General features: G+C 61.6%; 19 protein-coding genes and 3 pseudogenes. 12 read left to right on the forward strand and 10 right to left on the reverse strand.

Annotated elements, in window-relative coordinates:
• Positions 1–40 precede the first annotated feature (40 nt).
• Both nhaR and sstT read left to right on the forward strand, forming a co-directional pair.
• Complete coding sequence (gene nhaR, locus TU82_RS26595) at positions 41–943, forward strand: transcriptional activator NhaR (RefSeq protein ID WP_057726245.1); 903 nt, start codon at positions 41–43, stop codon at positions 941–943.
• A gap of 160 nt (positions 944–1,103) precedes the next feature.
• Complete coding sequence (sstT, locus tag TU82_RS26600; RefSeq protein ID WP_057726247.1) at positions 1,104–2,324, forward strand: serine/threonine transporter SstT; 1,221 nt, start codon at positions 1,104–1,106, stop codon at positions 2,322–2,324.
• A 65-nt stretch (positions 2,325–2,389) separates the two neighbouring features.
• Here the strand turns inward: sstT and TU82_RS26605 are convergent, their stop codons facing one another.
• On the reverse strand, positions 2,390–2,899 hold the full coding sequence (locus tag TU82_RS26605; protein WP_057726249.1) for a DUF1993 domain-containing protein: 510 nt from the start codon (positions 2,897–2,899) through the stop codon (positions 2,390–2,392).
• Positions 2,900–3,014: 115 nt separating this feature from the next.
• Between TU82_RS26605 and TU82_RS26610 the strand changes: the two genes are divergently transcribed.
• The gene (locus tag TU82_RS26610) at positions 3,015–3,665 is read left to right on the forward strand and encodes a YceH family protein (RefSeq protein WP_057726251.1); all 651 of its coding nucleotides are present in this window, start codon (positions 3,015–3,017) and stop codon (positions 3,663–3,665) included.
• 169 nt (positions 3,666–3,834) lie between these two features.
• Here TU82_RS26610 and TU82_RS26615 read toward each other — a convergent pair whose 3' ends face one another.
• A complete protein-coding gene (locus TU82_RS26615; RefSeq protein WP_057726253.1) occupies positions 3,835–4,653 on the reverse strand; it encodes a shikimate 5-dehydrogenase in 819 nt (272 codons plus the stop codon).
• A gap of 156 nt (positions 4,654–4,809) precedes the next feature.
• Here TU82_RS26615 and TU82_RS26620 point away from each other — a divergent pair, with 156 nt between their 5' ends.
• From TU82_RS26620 to TU82_RS26630, 3 genes are all read left to right on the forward strand, one after another.
• Positions 4,810–5,196 (forward strand): hypothetical protein, encoded by a 387-nt coding sequence (locus tag TU82_RS26620; RefSeq protein WP_082632103.1) that lies wholly within the window; start codon positions 4,810–4,812, stop codon positions 5,194–5,196.
• A gap of 246 nt (positions 5,197–5,442) precedes the next feature.
• Positions 5,443–5,637, forward strand: a complete 195-nt coding sequence (locus TU82_RS26625; RefSeq protein ID WP_057726255.1) for a hypothetical protein — start codon at positions 5,443–5,445, stop codon at positions 5,635–5,637.
• A 91-nt stretch (positions 5,638–5,728) separates the two neighbouring features.
• Positions 5,729–5,911, forward strand: coding sequence for a hypothetical protein (locus tag TU82_RS26630; RefSeq protein ID WP_057726256.1), 183 nt, complete (start codon positions 5,729–5,731; stop codon positions 5,909–5,911).
• Here TU82_RS26630 and TU82_RS26635 read toward each other — a convergent pair.
• Positions 5,908–6,975, reverse strand: coding sequence for an AI-2E family transporter (locus TU82_RS26635; RefSeq protein WP_057726258.1), 1,068 nt, complete (start codon positions 6,973–6,975; stop codon positions 5,908–5,910). The genes TU82_RS26630 and TU82_RS26635 overlap by 4 nt on opposite strands.
• A 174-nt stretch (positions 6,976–7,149) precedes the next feature.
• Here TU82_RS26635 and trhP point away from each other — a divergent pair, with 174 nt between their 5' ends.
• Positions 7,150–8,463: a prephenate-dependent tRNA uridine(34) hydroxylase TrhP gene (trhP, locus tag TU82_RS26640; protein ID WP_057726260.1), complete on the forward strand. Its 1,314-nt coding sequence runs from the start codon at positions 7,150–7,152 to the stop codon at positions 8,461–8,463.
• Positions 8,464–8,467: 4 nt separating this feature from the next.
• Here trhP and TU82_RS29660 read toward each other — a convergent pair whose 3' ends face one another.
• From TU82_RS29660 to TU82_RS26650, 3 genes and pseudogenes are all read right to left on the reverse strand, one after another.
• Positions 8,468–9,289 carry a methyl-accepting chemotaxis protein gene (locus TU82_RS29660; protein ID WP_428838895.1) on the reverse strand — a complete coding sequence of 274 codons (822 nt, stop codon included), beginning with the start codon at positions 9,287–9,289 and terminating at the stop codon, positions 8,468–8,470.
• 36 nt (positions 9,290–9,325) lie between these two features.
• Positions 9,326–10,147 (reverse strand): annotated as a pseudogene (locus tag TU82_RS29665) (cache domain-containing protein); the annotation flags it as partial.
• 173 nt (positions 10,148–10,320) lie between these two features.
• Entirely contained in the window at positions 10,321–11,640 is a 1,320-nt protein-coding gene (locus TU82_RS26650; RefSeq protein WP_162276158.1) for a Na+/H+ antiporter family protein, read from the reverse strand.
• A 460-nt stretch (positions 11,641–12,100) separates the two neighbouring features.
• Between TU82_RS26650 and TU82_RS29670 the strand changes: the two are divergent.
• Together TU82_RS29670 and TU82_RS29675 are read left to right on the forward strand one after the other, a co-directional pair.
• Positions 12,101–13,171, forward strand: a pseudogene (locus TU82_RS29670) (PDC sensor domain-containing protein); the annotation flags it as partial.
• Positions 13,172–13,519: 348 nt separating this feature from the next.
• Positions 13,520–14,029: pseudogene (locus TU82_RS29675) on the forward strand (methyl-accepting chemotaxis protein); the annotation flags it as partial.
• Between the two features lie 462 nt (positions 14,030–14,491).
• Here the strand turns inward: TU82_RS29675 and TU82_RS26660 are convergent.
• Genes TU82_RS26660 through TU82_RS26675 form a run of 4 tightly spaced genes read right to left on the reverse strand, consistent with a single transcriptional unit; the run spans position 14,492 to position 17,083 of the window.
• A complete protein-coding gene (locus TU82_RS26660; RefSeq protein ID WP_057726267.1) occupies positions 14,492–15,805 on the reverse strand; it encodes a sensor histidine kinase in 1,314 nt (437 codons plus the stop codon).
• Entirely contained in the window at positions 15,802–16,470 is a 669-nt protein-coding gene (locus tag TU82_RS26665; RefSeq protein WP_057726269.1) for a response regulator transcription factor, read from the reverse strand. The genes TU82_RS26660 and TU82_RS26665 overlap by 4 nt, the downstream gene beginning before the upstream one ends.
• Positions 16,470–16,781 carry a PepSY domain-containing protein gene (locus TU82_RS26670; protein ID WP_057726271.1) on the reverse strand — a complete coding sequence of 104 codons (312 nt, stop codon included), beginning with the start codon at positions 16,779–16,781 and terminating at the stop codon, positions 16,470–16,472. The genes TU82_RS26665 and TU82_RS26670 overlap by 1 nt, the downstream gene beginning before the upstream one ends.
• Entirely contained in the window at positions 16,781–17,083 is a 303-nt protein-coding gene (locus TU82_RS26675) for a PepSY domain-containing protein (protein WP_057726273.1), read from the reverse strand. The genes TU82_RS26670 and TU82_RS26675 overlap by 1 nt, the downstream gene beginning before the upstream one ends.
• A 133-nt stretch (positions 17,084–17,216) precedes the next feature.
• On the opposite strand from TU82_RS26675, the gene TU82_RS26680 reads away from it, so the two are divergent.
• The 3 genes from TU82_RS26680 (at position 17,217) to codB (ending at position 20,210) form a co-directional block, all read left to right on the forward strand.
• A complete protein-coding gene (locus TU82_RS26680) occupies positions 17,217–18,296 on the forward strand; it encodes a patatin-like phospholipase domain-containing protein (RefSeq protein WP_057726275.1) in 1,080 nt (359 codons plus the stop codon).
• Positions 18,297–18,372: 76 nt separating this feature from the next.
• Positions 18,373–18,729 carry a 6-carboxytetrahydropterin synthase QueD gene (gene queD / locus TU82_RS26685; RefSeq protein WP_017736453.1) on the forward strand — a complete coding sequence of 119 codons (357 nt, stop codon included), beginning with the start codon at positions 18,373–18,375 and terminating at the stop codon, positions 18,727–18,729.
• 212 nt (positions 18,730–18,941) lie between these two features.
• Positions 18,942–20,210 carry a cytosine permease gene (codB, locus tag TU82_RS26690; RefSeq protein ID WP_057726277.1) on the forward strand — a complete coding sequence of 423 codons (1,269 nt, stop codon included), beginning with the start codon at positions 18,942–18,944 and terminating at the stop codon, positions 20,208–20,210.
• Positions 20,211–20,266: the final 56 nt, after the last annotated feature.

The raw sequence follows: 20,266 nt of genomic DNA on the forward strand, positions 1-20,266 counted from the left end.
TTCTCACGTATACTTCGTTTTTTACGAAGTGTAGACAACGATGCTCAATTATCGACAGTTACATTACTTCTGGGTGGTGGCGAAAACGGGCAGCATCGTGCGCGCCTGCGAACAACTGAATCTCACGCCACAGACCATCAGCGGGCAGATCAGTCTGTTGGAACAGACCTTTGGCATCGCCCTGTTTCAGCGGGCAGGACGCCAGCTGGAGTTGACCGAAGCCGGGCGCCAGGCCCTGCCCTACGCCGAGCAGATGTTCCAGACCGGCAATGAATTGGAGGCGATGCTGCGCGCGCAACCCAATGAGCAGCAGATTGTGTTTCGCGTCGGGGTGGCGGATGTGGTGCCCAAGTCCATTGTGTACCGCCTGATTGCTCCGACCATGGAGCTGAGCGAACCGATCCGCATCACCTGCCGTGAAGACAAACTCGAACGGTTATTGGCCGACCTGGCGATCCAGCGCCTGGACCTGGTGATTTCCGACAGCCCGATGCCGACTCATCTGGACATCAAGGGCTACAGCCAGAAGCTGGGGGAATGTGGCATCAGCTTTTTTGCCACCCACGCATTGGCCGAGCAGCATGGCGGCGCGTTCCCCGAGTGTTTGCACGGCGCACCATTGTTGATTCCCGGCGCCGAAACCGTGGTGCGCAGCCGTTTGCAGCGCTGGTTTGCCGATCAGCAGATTCAGCCCAGGATCATCGGCGAGTTCGACGACAGCGCCTTGATGCAGGCATTCGGCCAATCCGGCAGCGGCATCTTTATCGCCCCCAGCGTGATCGCCGACGAGGTGGTGCGCCAGTACGGTGTGGCGCTGATCGGCCAGACCGACGCGGTAACCGAGTCGTTCTACGCCATTTCGGTGGAGCGCAAGGTCAAGCACCCCGGCATCGTGGCGATTACCGAAGGTGCCCGACGCGAGCTGTTTACCGCCCTACCCTGACACGAGGTGGGAGCGGTTTGGCCAAATCCGACGGCACCGGTGACGCAATGACGCAGCAAACGGGACTCGTCCTACAGCATGCTAGACTTCGCGCCTGCTCCCTACAGTACTTTCTCCCTGCGATGCTGTGCCCTACTAAAAAAACTAGAGACAACCGTTTATGACTGCTGCCCCTTCCCTGCTGCAACGTTTAATGCGCGTCAGCCTTGTCACCCAAATCATCATCGGCCTGATCGCCGGTATTCTGCTGGCGCTGTTGCTGCCTGAAGCGGCCAAGGCCACCGGATTTATCGGCAAAGTGTTCGTCACGGCGCTGAAGGCCGTCGCGCCGATCCTGGTGTTCGTGCTGGTGATGGCGTCCATCGCCAATCATAAACATGGCCAGGAAACCCATATCCGGCCGATCCTGTTCCTGTATTTATTGGGTACCTTTGCCGCGGCAGTGGTAGCGGTGGTTGCCAGCATGATGTTCCCGTCGTCCCTGGTCCTGGCGACCCATGACGCCACCGTGAGCGCCCCCGGCGGTATCGGCGAGGTGCTGCAAAGCCTGCTGCTCAGCGTGGTGGATAACCCGGTCAGCGCGCTGATGAACGCCAACTTCATCGGTATCCTGGCCTGGGCCATCGGCATGGGCATTGCCATTCGCCATGCCGGCGAAACCACCCGCACGGTGCTTGACGACCTGTCCAACGGCGTAACGCTGATCGTACGCGTAGTGATCCGCTTCGCGCCCCTGGGGATCTTCGGCCTGGTCGCCTCGACCCTGGCCACCTCCGGCTTCGGCGCCCTGCTCGGCTATGCCCATCTGCTGGTGGTGCTGATCGGCTGCATGCTGTTCGTGGCGCTAGTGATCAACCCGGCCATCGTGTTCTGGAAACTGCGCCGCAACCCCTACCCATTGGTGTTGCTGTGCCTGCGCGAAAGCGGTATCACCGCGTTCTTCACCCGCAGCTCGGCGGCGAATATTCCGGTGAACCTGGCGTTGAGCAAACGCCTGGGCCTGCATGAAGACACGTATTCGGTATCGATCCCGCTCGGTGCCACGATCAACATGGCCGGTGCGGCAATCACCATCACCGTACTGACCCTGGCGGCGGTGCACACGCTGGGTATCGCCGTTGACCTGCCCACCGCCGTGCTGCTCAGCGCGGTCGCGGCCATTTGCGCCTGCGGGGCTTCGGGCGTGGCCGGCGGCTCGCTGCTGCTGATTCCGCTGGCGTGCAGCCTGTTCGGCATTCCGAGCGAGATCGCCATGCAGGTGGTGGCTGTCGGCTTCATCATCGGCGTGCTGCAGGATTCGGCGGAAACCGCGCTCAACTCGTCTACCGATGTGTTGTTCACCGCGGCGGCGTGTTTGGACAAGGATGCACAGCGGTCTTAACCGTCAGCCACAAAAAAGCCCGGGACCGTTCGTTGAAGAACGCTCCCGGGCTTTTTTGTGGGGGTTTAGAAAGCGCCCATGTAATCACGCTTGCCCACTTCCACGCCGTTGTGACGCAACAAGGCGTAAGCGGTGGTGACGTGGAAGAAGAACTGCGGCAGGCCGTAGGTCAGCAGGTAGGACTGGCCGCTGAAGCGCTTCTCTTTCGGGGTGCCTGGGCGGGTGACGATCTCAATGCCTTCCTTGCCGTCGATCTGCTCGGGCTTGATGGTGTCGACAAAGGCCAGCACCTTGGCGATCAGCGCTTGCAGGTCGGCGAAGGTGACTTCGCTGTCTTCGTACTTGGGCACTTCAATTTCGGCAAGGCGTGCACTGACACCTTTGGCAAAGTCGACGGCGATCTGTACCTGGCGCACCAGCTGGAACATGTCCGGGAACAGGCGCGCCTGCAGCAAGGCGTTCGGCTCGATGTTCTTGGCGCTGGCGTGGGCTTCGGCTTTGTTCAGCACATCGCTCAGGGCGTTGAGCATTTGCTTGAAGACTGGGATGGAAGCGGCATACAGGGAAATAGTCATGTCAGTCTCACGGTAATGGCAGGGTTGGAACCAGCGGCGATTATAGCCCTGCCTGCCGCTTGTCTTTTATTTTTTCCGGCTTAGGCTAGTGGATTCACTGCATAGGGAACGCGCGATGACCGCCGAGCACGACACCGACACTCTTGAGCCGCGCCTGAACAGCACGGAAATCCGCGTCCTGGGCTGCCTGATCGAGAAACAGGCGACCAACCCTGAGACCTACCCCCTGACCCTTAACGCCCTGGTGCTGGCCTGTAACCAGAAGACCAGCCGCGAACCGGTGACCAACCTCAGCCAGGGCCAGGTTGGCCAGAGCTTGCGCGCACTGGAAGGCCAGGGCTATACCCGGCTGGTCATGGGCAGCCGCGCCGACCGTTGGGAACACCGCGTCGACAAGGCACTGGAACTGGTGCCGGCGCAGGTTATCCTGATCGGGCTGCTGTTCCTGCGCGGGCCGCAGACGGTCAACGAGCTGCTGACCCGCAGCGGGCGTATGCATGACTTTGAGGACGCCGAGCAAGTGGTGCATCAGCTCGAACGCCTGATTGCCCGGGGCCTGGCGGTGTTGGTGCCGCGCCAGACCGGGCAGCGCGAGGATCGGTACACCCATGCGCTGGGCGACCCGGCGGATATCGAAGCGATTATTGCCGCGCGCGGGAACCCGGTGGAGCGTGGCGGCGCGGCCGTCGGCGCCGAGCGCATTGAAGAGCTGGAAGCGCGGATTGCGGCGCTGGAAGAACGCCTGACACAGTTGGAGCAGGCCTGACGAGATTCAACCTTGCGCTAATGCCAGTCAGTTAAGCGTACACCACCGTCTGTAGGAGCGAGGGGGGCGCCTAGCTCTTGCTCGCGAAAAACGTCAACGATAACGCGTGTTTTCTGAATGAACGCAGTGCCTGTGAGTTTTTCGCGAGCAAGCTCGCTCCTACAGGGCGTCAGCTCCGGGCGAAGGCAACCGCCGCCTGGAACTGCTCCTGCGTAGGGCGCACGCCGGTATAAAGTACAAACTGCTCCAGCGCCTGGATTGCAATCACTTCAAGCCCGGTAATCACCCGCTTGCCCTTGGCACGTGCACGCACAATCAAGGGTGTTTCAGCGGGGATCGCGACCACGTCGAACACCGTCTCGGCGTTATCCACGGCATCAGCCTCAAACGCCAGTTGATCCGCTTCCGCCCCGCCAGTCATGCCAATCGGTGTCACATTCACCAGCATCTGCGGGCGCAACTCGCCCAGCTCAGCCTGCCATGCATACCCCAGATTCTGCGCCAGCGCCCTGCCCGCCACTTCATTGCGCGCCACGATCACACCCTTGGCGTAACCGCCATCGCGCAAGGCACTGGCCACGGCCTTGGCCATGCCGCCGCTGCCGCGCAGGGCGAAGCTTGCGTCTTGCGGCACCTGATGCTTTTTCAGCAGTTGCTCGACGGCGATGTAATCGGTGTTGTAAGCCTTGAGACGGCCGTCGGTGTTGACGATGGTGTTGAGCGAATCGATGGCTTGAACCGAATCGTCAAGTTCGTCCACTAAAGCGATGGCAGCTTCCTTGAACGGCATGGACACGCCACAGCCGCGAATGCCCAGCGCCCGGATGCCACCGATCGCGCCGGGCAAGTCCTGGCTGCTGAAGGCTTTATAGTAGAAATTCAGACCCAACTGCTCATACAGATGGTTATGGAAACGCAGGCCGAAATTCCCGGGACGCGCCGACAGTGACATGCACAGCTGGGTGTCCTTGTTGGGGTGCATCTGCATGGGTAGCTCCTTGAAGTAAGCAAATCGGTACAGACCTTACACAACCTTTACCTATTGGCTGTGCTGTTTTTCAGAAATACGTTGTCTTAAAAGTATCCCCGCGACAATCCTTGAGTCTATTGATTGCAGACCACAAGCGCAGGGGCTAACCGAGGAATGACCATGATGCGTAAAGTCCCCAGGATCGCCTTGCTTATTGGCGCACTCGCTATGGCAGGCCAAGCTTCGGCCCACGGTGGTGGGTGGGGCGGCCCGGCCGTGTTGGGTGCGCTTGTCGGTGCAGCTGTCGTTGGCTCCGTGGTTGCCAGCCAGCCTCGTGAGGTCTATGTACAGCAACCGGTGTACGTGCAGCCGCAGCCGGTCTATGCCGCTCCGCCGCCGGTCTACTACGCACCGCCACCACCGGTGTATGTGCAGCAACAGGTTTATTACCGTCCGGCGCCGGTCTATTACGGCCCGCCACGGGGTTATGGCTACTATGGCCCGCCACGGGGTTATGGCTACTATGGCCCGCCCCATGGCTACTACCGCCACGGCTGGTAACCGTCCATCGGTGCATACACAGGCCTCGCCCACACGCGAGGCCTTTTTTTGCCCGCAAAGTCTGGATTTATTCGGCCAAGGTCGTTGTGAGGACAATGCTTGAGCGCCGATCCCACATCATCAGGTTGGGATCGCCTCTTGATCGACTGCCTCTTGATCGACTGATAGGAACGCTGTCATGTTTGTGTCACCCAGCCATCTCACTATCGATTATGTCCACTCAATAACAATTAAGGACGATTGACCATGCCCACACAAAATCCGCACCGCACCGCTGGTCTCTGTACATCCAGCAAGGTCTACAGCGCGCTGACCGAACTCAAGCACTTGGAAGGCCACCGCAGCGCAAAATTCCTGGCATTGCTGGCAGAGAGCCTGGTGCGCAAAGGCCTGCTCAGTGAACAGGAAGTGGTGCACATGCTCGATCAGGTGGTGGATTGACCTCTGGTATTGATATCGACTATCGAGCCAGGTGATTTTTCCTCGGCGCCATCGCGCCGTAAGGTGACCTCCATAACGTTTGGAGGTACTTATGCCCACTGTTCAGATCATGTCCGTCATCGGCAGCGCCGTTCCCGCCCCTCTTCGCAAGCGGGGCCTGCTCGCCTGCTGGTACGTGGTAAGCGATGGCGAGCCCATCAGCGGCCCGCTCACCTCGTTATCCGACGCCCAGACGCAACGCCAGCTGGCAGCCGGCTACAGGCTTGAAGCCTAGGGCAACGGCAGCTTGACGCGCGGCTTGGTTTCGACAAACAACGCCCAGCAGGACATGAACAGCGCCGCGACCAGCGGCCCGATCACGAAGCCATTGAGGCCAAACACCGACAGCCCGCCCAGGGTCGAGATCAGGATCAGGTAATCCGGCATCTTGGTGTCTTTGCCCACCAGGATCGGACGCAGCACGTTGTCCACCAGGCCGATCACGAACACGCCGAACAGCGCCAGCACCACGCCCTGCCAGATCGAACCGCTCAACAGGAAGTAAGCGGCCACCGGCCCCCAGACAATCCCGGCGCCCACCGCCGGCAGCAGCGACAGAAACGCCATCAATACCGCCCAGAGCAGTGCACTGGGAATATCCAGGAACCAGAAAATCAGGCCGCCCAGCGCACCTTGGGTCACGGCGACCAACACGTTGCCCTTGACCGTTGCCCGCACCACTCGGTTGAACTTGAGTTGCAGGCGACGCTTTTGCGGCTCGGCCAATGGCACCGCAGTGCGCACCTTGCGTACCAGGTCCGGGCCGTCGCGCAGCAGGAAAAACAGCAGGTACAGCATGATGAAGAAGCTCACCAGGAAATCGAACGTGCCCTGGCCGAAGCTGAACGCCTGAGAGGCGAAGAACTGGCTGCCCTGCATCGCGCCCTTGACCACCTTTTCCCGCAGGCCTTCCAGGTTACCCATGCCGAAGCGGTCCAGCAGGTGCTGGAAATACGGCGGCAGGAAATGCTTGAACTGCTCGATGTAACCGGCCACGTCCAACTTGCCGCTTTCGATGTTTTTATAAAGTGTGGCGCCCTCTTGCACCAGCAAGGCACTGGTGATGATCACCGGCAAAATCGCGATCACCAGGCACACCATCAAGGTGGTCAGGGAGGTCAGGTTGCGGTTCCAGCCAAAGCGCTGCTGCAGGCGGCGCTGCATGGGCGCGAAGATGATGCCGAGGATCACCGCCCAGAACACCGCGCCGTAGAACGGCAGCAATATCCAGATAAAGGCGACGGTGACCAGGGCCAGCAGTAACAGCAGGGTCTTGAATTGCAGGTTGGTTTGATTCATGTCCGATCCATGTCAAAAAAGCACAGGGCCGGTGTCGGCCCTGTTGCTTAGTCAGCAGCGAAACCTGGGAGTGCCCTGTTTCATCGAACAAGCATAGATCGGCTTTTTAGACGTGGATCAATACACAGCGCCCTGCCCTGCACTACCCTCGCGCCTTTTTGCGGCTCACACACCATGCCCCCGATAATCGCCCCCGAACTGCTCGCTCCCGCCGGCACGTTGAAGAACATGCGTTACGCCTTTGCCTATGGCGCCGATGCGGTCTACGCCGGCCAGCCGCGCTACAGCCTGCGCGTGCGTAACAATGAATTCGACCACGCCAACCTGGCCCTCGGGATCCAGGAAGCTCACTCACAGGGCAAGCGCTTCTACGTGGTGGTGAACATTGCGCCGCACAACGCCAAGTTGAAGACCTTCCTCAAAGACCTTGCGCCAGTGGTCGCCATGGGCCCGGATGCGCTGATCATGTCCGACCCAGGGCTGATCATGCTGGTGCGCCGGCATTTCCCGCAGATGCCGGTTCACCTGTCGGTGCAAGCCAACACCGTCAACTGGGCCAGTGTGGAGTTCTGGCAGCAACAGGGCATCTGCCGGGTGATCCTGTCGCGGGAGCTGTCCCTGGAAGAAATCGGCGAGATTGGCCAGCAGGTGCCGGCCATGGAGCTTGAGGTGTTTGTGCATGGCGCCCTGTGCATGGCCTATTCCGGGCGTTGCCTGCTGTCAGGCTATATGAACAGGCGCGACGCCAACCAGGGCAGTTGCACCAATGCGTGTCGCTGGAAGTACCAGGCCGGCGCGGCGGTGGAAAATGCCACGGGCGAGATCGTCCAGGCCTTTGAACCGACGCTGGGCATCGGCACGCCGACCGATCAGGTATTCCTGTTGCAGGAAGCCCATCGCCCCGATCAACAGATGCCCGCCTTCGAAGACGAGCACGGCACCTACATCATGAACGCCAAGGACCTGCGCGCCGTACAGCATGTGGAGCGCCTGGCCCACATGGGCGTGCATTCGCTGAAGATCGAAGGCCGCACCAAATCGCACTTCTATTGCGCGCGCACCACCCAGGTGTATCGCCGGGCAATCGATGATGCGGTGGCCGGTCGCGCCTTTGACCGCCGCTTGATGACCGACCTCGAATCCCTGGCCCAACGCGGCTACACCGAAGGCTTTCTGCGCCGCCATGTGCACGATGAATACCAGAACTACCAGCACGGCAGCTCCGTCTCCGAGCGCCAGCAGTTTGTCGGTGAACTGACCGGCGAACGCCGGGGCGAGCTGGCCGAGGTCAAGGTCAAGAACCGCTTCGCCGTGGGTGATCACCTGGAATTGATGACGCCGGCGGGCAACTTTCACTTTGACCTGGCCTCGTTGCATAACGCCAAGGGCGACGCCATCGAGGTAGCGCCGGGGGATGGGCACACGGTGTATGTGCCCCTGCCGGTCGAGATGGACCTGGATTTTGGCTTGTTGATGCGCGACCTATGAACGATCAAATCCTGAACTGACCCACCAACTGCCCCAGGCGCTGGCCCAGATCCGCCAGGCTGCGGGAGGTCTGGGCGCCAAGCTGGGTTTCATCGGCCACGCTGTCCACCGCCACGGCAATCTGATGCACGCTGCGGTTGATTTCTTCGGCCACGGCGGTTTGCTCTTCGGCGGCGCTGGCGATCTGCGCGTTCATCGAGTTGATGGTGCCGATCAACTGGGCCATGGTGTCCAGCGATGCCCCGGCCTGGTTGGCCTGGGCCGACGTGCCGTCACCGGCATCGCTGGAGCGGCGCATGGCTTCAACGGCGGCTTCGGTGCCTTTTTGCAGGCGGTCGATCATGCCCTGGATTTCCTGGGTGCTGGTCTGGGTGCGGCTGGCCAGGGCGCGCACTTCATCGGCAACCACGGCAAAGCCCCGCCCGGCCTCCCCGGCGCGCGCCGCTTCAATCGCCGCATTGAGCGCCAGCAGGTTGGTCTGTTCGGCAATCGAGCGGATCACGCCAAGCACGCTGACAATCGAGGACACGTCCTGCTGCAGGCTGTCGAGGGACACGCCGCTGCTGCGGATATCGTTCACCAGCGCATGGATCTGCGCGATGCTGCCATCCACCACCCGCTTGGCGGCCTGGCCCTCGGCATCGGTCTGCTGCGCGGCAACGGCAGCGCCCTGGGCACTGCGCGCCACTTCATGGGCGGCGGACGACATCTGATTGATCGCAGTGGCGACCTGGTCGGTTTCGTGACGCTGGCGTTCCATGGCGGTTTCCGAACGCTGGGCTTGCTCGGACACCTGGCTCACCAGGCCGGTGAGTTGTGCGGTCATTTCGGTGATCTGGCGCACCAGCCCGTGGATCTTGTCGACAAAGCGGTTGAACGCGCCGGCCAGGTCGCCGAGTTCATCCTGACTGGTAATGGCCAGGCGGCGCGTCAGGTCACCTTCACCGGCGGCGATATCGTCCAGGTTGGCTTTCATCAGGCTCAGTGGGCGCAGGATGGTGTTGGCCACCAGCAGGCCGACAGCCGCGATCACCAGCAAGACTACGGCAGCCAGACCGAGAATGCTCAACAGCACGCCCTCCATGCGCTCATGCACCTTGGCCTCGACCACCGCGACCTGGGCCTCGATGCCATCCAGGTTGACCGAGGTACCGATGACCATGTCCCACTTGGGCAGGTATTCGGTGTAGCCGAGCTTGGGCACCAGCTCGGTCTGGCCGGGCTGGGTCGAGCTGTATTGCAGGTAGTGGGTGCCGTCCTTGCCGACTTTGACCAGGTCGCGGTTGACATAGACGCCGTTGGGATCGCGGTTGTCCTTGAAGCTCTTGCCCACGCCGTCCGGGCTGTTGCCCTTGAACAGGCGGATGGTCTCGGAATCGTAGCCGAAGAAGTAGCCGTCCTTGCCGTAGCTGGTGTTGGACAGCAACTTGACCACCTGCGCCCGCGCCGCCGTATCACCGGGGGCAGCGGCGTCGTAGAGCGGCTTGATGGTGGTCATGGCCACCTCGACATAACCTTTGAGGGTGGCCTTGGCGTCGTTGAGCAGGCGCTGGCGGGTTTCATCCACCTCGTTGCGCGCCTGGCCCTGCAGCATCCACACGGTGGTCAGGCTGATGACCAGGGCGAACAGCAACACCGGCACGACGGCAAGGGTCAGGACTTTGGCCTTGAGGCTCAGACGCATGGCTTTTCTCTCTTATTAGGGGCGACTTGAGAGGTTAGCGGCCAAACGCAAGTTTTCTGTAGGAGCGAGCTTGCTCGCGAAGGTTGCCAACGATAAAGCGTGCATTCTGGATGAACGCGTTATCTGGAGTTTTTTCGCGAGCAAGCTCGCTCCTACAGTGAGGTGGGCGAATGTCAGAGGGTCATCGCCGCCAGCCAGCCAAACGCCAGCAACGGCAGGTTGTAGTGCAGGAAGGTTGGCACCACAGTGTCCCAGATGTGATGGTGCTGGCCGTCGATGTTCAGGCCGGAGGTCGGGCCAAGGGTGGAATCGGAGGCCGGTGAACCGGCGTCGCCCAAGGCACCGGCGGTGCCGACGATGCACACGATCGCCACCGGGCTGAAACCCAGTTGCACACACAACGGCACAAAAATCGCGGCCAGGATCGGCACCGTGGAAAACGACGAACCGATGCCCATGGTCACCAGCAGTCCCACCAGCAGCATCAACAGCGCCCCTACTCCACGGCTATGGCCGATGAACGCCGCCGAGGTTTCCACCAGGGAGCGCACATCACCGGTGGCCTTGAGCACTTCGGCAAAGCCCGACGAGGCGATCATGATGAAGCCGATCATCGCCATCATCTTCATGCCTTCGGTGAACAGATCATCGGTGTCGCGCCAGCGCACGATGCCCGACACCGAGAAAATCAGGAACCCGGCCAGCGCGCCGATGATCATCGAGTCCAGCCACAGTTGAATGATGAACGCCGAGGCAATCGCCAGGCCGGCCACCAGCAGGGTCAACGGGTTGTACTGCACTGCCACCTGCTCGACCCGTTCGATTTTCTCCAGGTCATACACGCGTTTTTTGCGATAGCTGATAAACACCGCCACCAGCAGCCCGACCACCATGCCCAGCGCGGGCAGGCTCATGGCGTGGGTCACGTTGACCTGGCTGATGTCCACGCCGCTCTTGGCCACGTTGGCCAGCAGGATCTGGTTGAGGAAGATATTGCCGAAGCCCACCGGCAGGAACATGTAAGGCGTGATCAAGCCGAACGTCATGACGCAGGCGATCAGGCGGCGATCCAGTTGCAGTTTGGTCAGCACATACAACAGCGGCGGCACCAGCAGCGGGATGAACGCGATGTGGATGGGCAGGATGTTCTGCGAAGCGATCGCCACCGCCCACAGCAAGCCGATCAACAACCATTTGACATGGTTGCCGCCGCTGGCTTCCTGGCGATCGACCAGCAACAGCGCTTTGTCCGCCAGGGCATGGGCCAGGCCGGACTTGGCAATCGCCACAGCGAAAGCGCCGAGCAAGGCGTAGGACAACGCCACGGTCGCACCGCCACCCAAACCGCTGTTAAACGCTTTGAGCGTAGCGTCGATCCCCAGGCCCCCGGTCAAGCCGCCCACCAGGGCGCCAACAATGATGGCGATGACCACATGCACACGGGACAGGCTGAGCACCAGCATGGTGCCGACCGCGGCGATAACAGCGTTAATCATGGTTACCTCAAGACAGAAACATAAAAGACAGGCATGCCCGCGCCTCAGCGGCCATTGAAGGTGCTGCCGGCGTACGGGCTCAAAGAGGTCTTATTAGAGGGCGCGCACTGTGCAGCAGCCGGCCGGCTATGTCAAAAAGCTGTGACTCCGGACAGGTTTAAATTGACTGTTTGAATAAAGAAAAAACGCGCGCAGCCGATAACGGCTTTTCTATGTGTATTCAGGTAAGGATGTCCCGATGTCGCTCAGGCAGCTCTCCATTCAATGGAAAATCACCCTGCTCGCGGGCCTGTGCCTGCTGGGAATCGTGACCCTGCTGGTGGGTCTGTCGCTGTATCGCATGGCGCAGAGTTCCGAGCAGGTCAAAGCATCCAGCATGCAAATGCTCGATGAAGCCGCCCAGGCGCGCATCGAGGCCCAAGGTGAAGTGCAGGCGCTGGGCATCCGCCGGCAGTTCATGGATGCCTACCAGTACGGACACGGGTTTTCGCGCCAGGTGCTGTTTTTGCGCGAGCAGGCGGAAAAACGCTTTCTGGATGCCTTCGACACCCGCGAGGACCTGACCCGTCAGGTGCGCGCCGCGCTGCAGGCCAACCCCGACCTGCTGGGTTTGTCCCTGGTGTTCGAAGCCAATGCGCTGGATGGCAAGGATGAGCTGTTCGCCAACCAGGCGGAGCTGGGCAGTAACGACAAAGGCCGCTTCGCCCTGTACTGGTCGCAGCCGACACCCGGCAACATCACCTCAATGTCGCTGCCCGAAAGCGACATGACCGACACGTCCGTCGGCCCCAGCGGCGAAAAAGCCAATGCCTGGTTCACCTGTCCGCGCACCACCCTCAAACCCTGCGTGATCGAGCCTTATTTTTATATGATCGACGGGCAGAACGTGCTGATGACCAGCATCGTCTTCCCGCTGATGGCCAACGGCAAGGTCATTGCCTCGTTATCCGTGGACATCAATCTCAACAGCTTGCAGGCCGTGAGCCAACAGGCCAGCCAGAAGCTCTACGACGGCCAGACCCAAGTCAGCATCCTCAGCCCCACCGGCTTGCTCGCCGGCTACAGCCCGGACGCCAGCAAGCTCAGCCAGCGCCTGGACCAGGTCGACCCTGCCAGCGGCGCACAGCTGATCACTGCCCTGGCGAGCGGCACCGAGATCCGCAGCCTGCGCACCGATCACCAACTCAAAGTGCTGGCGCCCTTTGCACCGATCCCGGGCGGCAAGCCATGGGGCGTGCTGCTGGACGTGCCGAAAAAAGTCCTGGTAGCGCCGGCCGAGGCGCTCAAAGCCCAGTTAGATGCCGACAATACCCAGGGCACCTTGCTCGAACTCGGCCTGGGCCTGCTGGCCGCCGTGGTCGGTTTGATCCTGGTGTGGCTGATGGCGCGCAGCGTGACCCGGCCGATCCTGGGCGTGGCGCATATGCTTGAGGACATCGCCAGCGGCGAAGGCGACCTGACCCGCCGCCTGGCCTACGACAAACAGGACGAACTGGGCCAACTGGCCGGCTGGTTCAACCGTTTCCTCGACAAGCTGCAGCCGATCATCGCCGAGGTCAAACGCTCGGTGCAGGACGCCCGTGGCACCGCCGACCAATCCGCCGCGATCGCCAGCGAAACCAGCGCCGGCATGGAGCAGCAGTATCGCCAGGTTGACCAGGTGGCCACGGCCTCCCACGAAATGAGCGCCACCGCCCAGGACGTCGCCCGCAGCGCAGCCCAGGCTGCGCAAGCGGCCCGCGATGCCGACCAATCCACCCGCGATGGCCTGACCGTGATCGATCAGACCACCAGCAACATCGGCCTGCTGGCCGCTGACATGAGCACGGCCATGGCCCAGGTTGAAGGCCTGGCCGGCAACAGCGAAAAAATCGGCTCGGTGCTGGAAGTGATTCGTGGCATCGCCGAGCAGACCAATCTGCTGGCACTCAATGCCGCCATCGAGGCCGCCCGCGCCGGTGAGGCCGGTCGTGGGTTTGCCGTGGTGGCCGATGAAGTGCGCAACCTGGCACGGCGCACCCAGGAGTCGGTGGAAGAAACCCGCGTGGTGATCGAGCAATTGCAAAGCGGCACCCAGCAAGTCGTCGGTGCCATGGGCAACAGTTATCGCCAGGCCCAAGGCAGCGTCGAGCAGGTCGGCCAGGCGGTCACCGCACTGCGCCAGATCGGTGACGCCGTCACCGTGATCAGCGACATGAACCTGCAAATCGCCAGCGCCGCCGAAGAGCAAAGCGCAGTGGCCGAAGAGATCAACAACAACGTGGCGACGATTCGCGACGTAACCGAGTCGCTGTCGGAACAGGCCAATGAATCGGCGCGGGTGAGCCGGGCGTTGAACAGCCTGGCCAATCAGCAGCAGGGGTTGATGGATCAGTTCCGGGTGTAACGACTCTGGTCCTGGCGCAGGTTAAATGTGGGAAGGGGCATCGCCGTCTGCCGTCTGTAGGAGCGAGCTTGCTCGCGAAAAACGTCAACGACGACGCGTGCTTTCTGAGTGAACGCGGTGCCTGTAAGTTTTTCGCGAGCAAGCTCGCTCCTACACAACGCGGTAGCACCCCACCGTAACCACGATGCGAAGCGAGCCGCTCTTGATCTTGATCTGCTTTTGATCCGCCCCGTTAAACCACGCTGGCCGAACGCAGGCGAGGTGCCGAGTGGTGGGGCAAGAGCGTTTTGCTTACTTTTGCGCTCTTCAAAAGTGAGCCGCCGTCAGGGCGGAACCCTAAGTGGCCGTTACCTAAATAATGGATATGTACTCGGTCTGATCCAAGATACTGGCCAGCCCGGAGGTCGCCATCGGGGGCAAGTCGACTCATCGCACCGCCCCGCCCACATGTTTAAATCTGCACTACCGCCTGGGCAATTCGACCAGCGCCTTGAGCCCGCCCAGCTCACTTTCCTGCAACTGCAGCACCCCGCCCCAGACTTCGACAATATCGCGCACGATGCCCAGCCCCAGGCCGTGGCCGTCAATCTGTTCATCCAGGCGAGCGCCACGGCCGAACACCTGGTCACGCTGGGTCTCCGGAATGCCCGGGCCATCGTCTTCTACCGCCAGACGGTAACCGTGCGGCGTCTCACTCACGCTCAGTCGAACTTCGGCATCCGCCCATTTGCAGGCGTTGTCCAGCAGGTTGCCGAGCAGCTCCAGCAAATCCTCACGGTCCCAGGGTAGTTGCAGGCCGGGGGCGACGTGGTAGCTGAGGTCCAGGTGTTCGCCGTGGATCATGCGCAGGGTGGCCAACAGCCCGGGCAGTTCCTTTTCGCAGTCGAACAACGCCCCCGGCAAGGTTTCACCGGCCAGGCGCGCGCGATTGAGCTCGCGGTTGAGGCGCTGCTGCACCTGTTCAAGCTGATCGCGCAATAACTTGCTCAACTGCGGCTGATCCTTGAGCGCCTCGCTTGACGCGGCACTGAGCATCACCGCCAATGGAGTTTTCAGCGCATGCCCCAGGTTGCCCAAGGCATTGCGCGAGCGTTTGAGGCTGTCTTCGGTGTGCGCCAGCAAATGGTTGATCTGCGCCACCAGCGGCTCCAGCTCCAACGGCACCTGGGTGTCCAGTTGCGAGCGCTGGCCCTGTTGCAATTGGGCAATCTGATTGCGCGCGGTCTCCAGCGGGCGCAAGGCGCGGCGTACGGTGATGCGCTGCAATACCAACACCACCAGCAAGGCCGCCAGCCCGAGTACCAGGCCGATCTGGCGCATCAGGCGAAAGCTTTCCCGTACCGGCGTGTAGTCCTGCGCCACGCTGATGGAGATCGGCTGGCCGAAGCGTTTGTAGTCCGAGCGCAATACCAGCAGCTTCTGGCCTTCAGGTCCCAGTTGCAGATTGCCCTTGAGCCCGGCCTCGGGAAGCGTTGGCAGTTCCTGGTCCCACAATGAGCGCGAGCGCCAGTGCGTGTCGGCAAAATCAATGCGGAAATAGTGCCCTGAGAAGGGCCGTTGATAGGCCGGTGACAAGCGGTGTTCATCCAGCTGCACGCCGTTGGGCCCACGCACCAGGGCCACCAGCAGGTTTTCGCTGTCGTTGCGCAACCCGGCCTCCAGATAGCGCTGCAAACCGGCCTCGAACAGCCACAGGCTGGTTTGCGCCAGCACCACGCCGACGATCACCATCACGCTGATCAACCCCAGGCTCAAGCGCCGCTGGATCGACTTCATGCAGGGCTGGCGCCAAACCGGTAACCCTGGCCGCGCCGGGTTTCGATCACACTGCGCCCCAGTTTGCGGCGCAGATGGTTGACGTGGACCTCCAGCACATTGGAATCACGCTCGGTCTCGCCGTCATAGAGATGTTCGGCCAGGTGGCTTTTGGACAGGATCTGTTCGGGGTGCAACATGAAATAGCGCAACAGGCGGAACTCGGCGGCCGTGAGCTGGATCTCTTCACCGTCGCGCAGCACGCACTGGCGCCCTTCATCCAGGTGCAGGCCGGCAGCTTGCAGGGTCGGTTGGTTGGCATGCCCGTGGGCCCGGCGCAACAACGCCTGGATGCGCAGGTGCAGCTCTTCGGGGTGAAAAGGCTTGCTCAGGTAATCATCGGCACCGGCCTTGAGCCCTTCGATGCGTTCCGCCCAGGAATCACGCGCCGTCAGCACCAGCACCGGCGTGGCCAGGGCTGCAGCGCGCCATTGCGCCAGCACCTCAAGCCCCGGCAAGCCCGGCAGGCCAAGGTCGAGGATGATCAGGTCATAGGGTTCGCTGCGGCCCTGGTACGCCGCGTCGCGCCCATCGGCCAGCCAATCGACCGCATAGCCTTGGCGCTGCAGGCCGGCCAGCAGCTCATCGGCCAGCGGGACGTTGTCTTCCACCAGAAGCAGGCGCATCAGTCTTCCTTATCCTTGATCAATGTACCGTTGGTGGCGTCGAGCTTGATTTCGCGCACGACGCCTTCGGTGGTTACCAGTTCCACTTCATAGGCGTATTGGCCATGCTTGAGCTCCAGCTCCGCCTCCAGCAGCCGCCCCCCCGGGTAGCGTGACATCGCCTTGTGCAACAGGAGCTCCAGCGGCAGGATCACGCCCTGCTGACGCAGCGCCAAGGCTTCATCCTGATTGAGGTCGCGAGCGGCCAGGCTTGAGCAAAAGGCCAGGAGCGCCAGCAGCACCAGACTACCGGCGCGTCGATATAGCGTCATTACGTGTCCTGATGATTCTTGAGAACGTGCCCGGTGAGCGCGTCCAATTCAACGTCCCATTCAAGGCCATGGGCATCTTCCAGTTCGACCTGGTAGATGTACTTGCCGTACTCCTCGTCAAGGTCGGTGCCCAGCAAGGTCGAACCCGGATGCAAGGCCAGGGCGGCGGCTTCAAGCTGATCGAAGGCGACAATTGTAACAGTGCCGGGCAATTTCAGTGGTTTGTCGGGGTCCATTGCCCAGGCCGGCGTGACCGAGGACGCAATGATACCGGCGGCGACCAGCGCTGTGAGGCGCTTCATGATAAGTCTCCGTTTCAGGATGTTTTTCCTACGCCTGGTAAGGGTACGCGCGGCAACTTAACTGAAACTGAATTGCCACCATGGCAATTTCCCGCAGGAGCAAATTTCCTGCAATCGCTCTGACGAGAACGGTATGACTGCTATTCACATCAAGTTCCCCGCCCTGACGCTCAGGGCTGGCAAACGCGCCTTTGCGCGCATTCGTGAGCAAGGCCTGGCGCCCGGCGACGTCGGCATTCTCCCGGGCGCAGCCGGCGGTCCGAAGGCGTTGGGCATCCAGGGCCTGGACCTGGCGCTGTTTGGCGACTGGCTGCCGCGCACTCCCCGGGCACGTGCGCTGATCGGTGCGTCCATCGGGTCCTGGCGGTTTGCCAGCGCTTGCCTGCCCGACCCGGTGCAAGGCTTGCTGGACCTGGGCCGCCTGTACAACGAACAGCGTTTCGCCAAAGGCGTGACCATGGCCGAAGTCAGCCAGAGCTGCCGACGCATGCTCGACGACCTGCTGGCTGGCCGCGATGCACAGGTGCTGAGCAACCCCGACTACCGCCTGAACATCATGGTGGTGAAAAGCCATGGCCTGCTCGCCGATGACCACCGAGGCCGGCTGGGCCTGGGCCTGTCATCGGTAATTGCCGATAACCTGCGTGGCCGCGCACGGCTGTCGCGGCATTTCGAACGTCTGATCGTCCATGACCCGCGCCAGGCGCCTCCGGTGCATCCACTCAAGGATTTCCCGTCGCGTTTCCTTGAACTGCAGTTGGGCAACCTGCGCCAGGCGCTGCTGGCGTCCGGCTCGATTCCCATGGTGATGCAAGGCGTGCGCGACCTCCCCGGCGCAGGCGTCGGCACCTACCGCGACGGCGGCCTGCTGGACTACCACCTCGACCTGCCTTACCACGGCGACGATATCGTGCTGTACCCGCACTTTACCGACCGGGTCATTCCGGGCTGGTTCGACAAAGGCCTGCCGTGGCGACGCAGCAGCCCGCAGGGGTTGCAGGATGTCCTGCTGCTGGCGCCGTCAAAGGACTACCTGGCGCGCCTGCCCCATGGCAAATTGCCTGACCGTAGCGACTTCAAGCGTTTCATGGGTGATGACCGGAGTCGCAACACATACTGGCAGACGGCAATGAGCGAGAGTCGGCGATTGGGCGATGAGTTCCTGCAGTTGGCGGACAACGGTGGCCTGGGCGAGCGTTTGCAAGCACTTTGACCCAGCGGTATGCGCGGCGACGGGTCAAGCTGTTAAACTCGCCGCCTGCCAGATACCTGACCGAGCTGAAAATACCGTGGAAATCTTCAAAGAGTTTACGTTCGAATCCGCCCACCGCCTGCCCCACGTCCCGGATGGCCATAAGTGCGGGCGCCTGCACGGGCATTCGTTCAAGGTGGCGATCCACTTGAGCGGCGACCTGGATCCCCATACCGGCTGGATTCGCGACTTCTCTGAAATCAAGGCGATCTTCAAGCCGCTCTACGAGCGTCTCGACCACAATTACCTCAACGACATCCCCGGCCTGGAAAACCCCACCAGCGAAGTGCTGGCCAAGTGGATCTGGACTGAATTGAAACCCTTGCTACCCGAACTCAGCGCGATTCGCATCCATGAGACGTGCACCAGCGGGTGCATTTATCGCGGCGAGTAAGCGATGCAGCGTTGAAGAGCCACCTGCGGGTGGTTTTTTTACGTCTGCCAATTGATCCAATTTGTTACACGACTGCACTGCTTTCGCGCTTGATCGGCCATCCGGAACCATTCAGACGGCGGCCCTCCTGCGTTTGGCTGTCATACACCGCTGCCGCCAGTCTGGCACGCTCGGTGCAACAGCCCTGCGTCATCATTCAGGGAGCAAGGCACATGACCCAGCAAGCATCCGGCAACGATTACCCGCTCAGTGAAGTGCCTTTGCATGCGCGCAAGGGCCTGGCATCCACGGCCATGGTGCTGCTGGGGTTCACGTTTTTTACCGCAACGATGTTTGCCGGCGGCAAGCTGGGGGTGGCCTTCAGTTTTATCGACATGCTCGGCGTCGTGGCCCTGGGTAACCTGCTGCTGGGTATATACGCCGCAGGGCTTGGGTACATCGCCTTCAAGAGCGGCCTGAACTCGGTATTGATGGGCCGGTTCTGCTTTGGTGAAATCGGCAGCAAGCTCAGTGACCTGATCCTCGGTTTCACCCAGATCGGCTGGTACGCCTGGGGCACCGCCACGGCTGCCGTAGTGCTGGGCAAGTATTTCGCGTTGAGCCAGGGCAGCGTACTGGCCTTGATGGTGCTGTTTGGCCTGGTGTTCTGTGCGACCGCGTACGTGGGGTATCGCGGGCTGGAAATCCTGTCCTATATCGCGGTGCCCGCCATGGGCCTTTTGCTGTTGCTGTCGATGTGGGTCGCTACTGTGAAGGTCGGCGGGCTGGATGGGCTGCTGGCGGTGGTGCCGACCGCCGAACTGGACTTGTCCACGGCGATCACCCTGGTATTCGGCACCTTCGTCAGCGGCGCGACCCAGGCCACCAACTGGACGCGGTTTTCCCGCTCGGCCAAGGTCGCGGTGCTGGCCAGCCTGATCGGCTTTTTTATCGGCAACGGCCTGATGGTACTGATCGGTGCCTATGGCGCCATCGTCTACCAGCAACCGGATGTGGTGGAAGTCTTGCTGCTGCAGGGTTTTGCCATGGCGGCAATGGCCATGTTACTGCTCAATATCTGGAGCACCCAGGACAACACCATCTACAATTTTGCCGTCGCCGGTTGCAACCTGCTGCGCACACGGCGGCGCAAAACCGTAACCCTGGCCGGTGCGGTGATCGGTACCCTGCTCGCCTTGCTGGGCATGTACGACATGCTCGTGCCTTACCTGATTCTGCTGGGCACGGTGATTCCGCCGATTGGCGGAGTGATCATGGCGGACTTCTTCTATCGCTATCGCGGCCAGTACCCACGCTTGGCAGAGGCCCGCCTGCCCGCGTTCAACTGGCCCGGGCTCACGGCCTACGCGGTGGGTACACTGCTGGCGTTCAACTCGCCATGGGTTGCACCGCTGGTGGGGATCGCGGCCGCGTCGCTCAGCTACATATTGCTCAGCTACATACTGCGCGTGCGCGCACCGTTGGCGGATGCCCAGACATGAGCCTGACAGCTGCCAATGCTAACCTGATGGCCGCCTGATTGAATTTAGCCAAGAGG

The organism is Pseudomonas orientalis (assembly GCF_001439815.1).
In the GTDB taxonomy this organism is placed as follows: Bacteria; Pseudomonadota; Gammaproteobacteria; order Pseudomonadales; family Pseudomonadaceae; genus Aquipseudomonas; species Aquipseudomonas orientalis.

Excerpts from the sequence above, each read along its gene's own strand:
- nhaR (WP_057726245.1), top strand. The coding sequence starts at position 41 with ATGCTCAATTATCGACAGTTACATTACTTCTGGGTGGTGGCGAAAACG.
- sstT (WP_057726247.1), top strand. The coding sequence starts at position 1,104 with ATGACTGCTGCCCCTTCCCTGCTGCAACGTTTAATGCGCGTCAGCCTT.
- TU82_RS26605 (WP_057726249.1), bottom strand. The coding sequence starts at position 2,899 with ATGACTATTTCCCTGTATGCCGCTTCCATCCCAGTCTTCAAGCAAATG.
- TU82_RS26610 (WP_057726251.1), top strand. The coding sequence starts at position 3,015 with ATGACCGCCGAGCACGACACCGACACTCTTGAGCCGCGCCTGAACAGC.
- TU82_RS26615 (WP_057726253.1), bottom strand. The coding sequence starts at position 4,653 with ATGCAGATGCACCCCAACAAGGACACCCAGCTGTGCATGTCACTGTCG.
- TU82_RS26620 (WP_082632103.1), top strand. The coding sequence starts at position 4,810 with ATGACCATGATGCGTAAAGTCCCCAGGATCGCCTTGCTTATTGGCGCA.
- TU82_RS26625 (WP_057726255.1), top strand. The coding sequence starts at position 5,443 with ATGCCCACACAAAATCCGCACCGCACCGCTGGTCTCTGTACATCCAGC.
- TU82_RS26630 (WP_057726256.1), top strand. The coding sequence starts at position 5,729 with ATGCCCACTGTTCAGATCATGTCCGTCATCGGCAGCGCCGTTCCCGCC.
- TU82_RS26635 (WP_057726258.1), bottom strand. The coding sequence starts at position 6,975 with ATGAATCAAACCAACCTGCAATTCAAGACCCTGCTGTTACTGCTGGCC.
- trhP (WP_057726260.1), top strand. The coding sequence starts at position 7,150 with ATGCCCCCGATAATCGCCCCCGAACTGCTCGCTCCCGCCGGCACGTTG.
- TU82_RS29660 (WP_428838895.1), bottom strand. The coding sequence starts at position 9,289 with ATGACCGCACAACTCACCGGCCTGGTGAGCCAGGTGTCCGAGCAAGCC.
- TU82_RS26660 (WP_057726267.1), bottom strand. The coding sequence starts at position 15,805 with ATGAAGTCGATCCAGCGGCGCTTGAGCCTGGGGTTGATCAGCGTGATG.
- TU82_RS26665 (WP_057726269.1), bottom strand. The coding sequence starts at position 16,470 with ATGCGCCTGCTTCTGGTGGAAGACAACGTCCCGCTGGCCGATGAGCTG.
- TU82_RS26670 (WP_057726271.1), bottom strand. The coding sequence starts at position 16,781 with ATGACGCTATATCGACGCGCCGGTAGTCTGGTGCTGCTGGCGCTCCTG.
- TU82_RS26675 (WP_057726273.1), bottom strand. The coding sequence starts at position 17,083 with ATGAAGCGCCTCACAGCGCTGGTCGCCGCCGGTATCATTGCGTCCTCG.
- TU82_RS26680 (WP_057726275.1), top strand. The coding sequence starts at position 17,217 with ATGACTGCTATTCACATCAAGTTCCCCGCCCTGACGCTCAGGGCTGGC.
- codB (WP_057726277.1), top strand. The coding sequence starts at position 18,942 with ATGACCCAGCAAGCATCCGGCAACGATTACCCGCTCAGTGAAGTGCCT.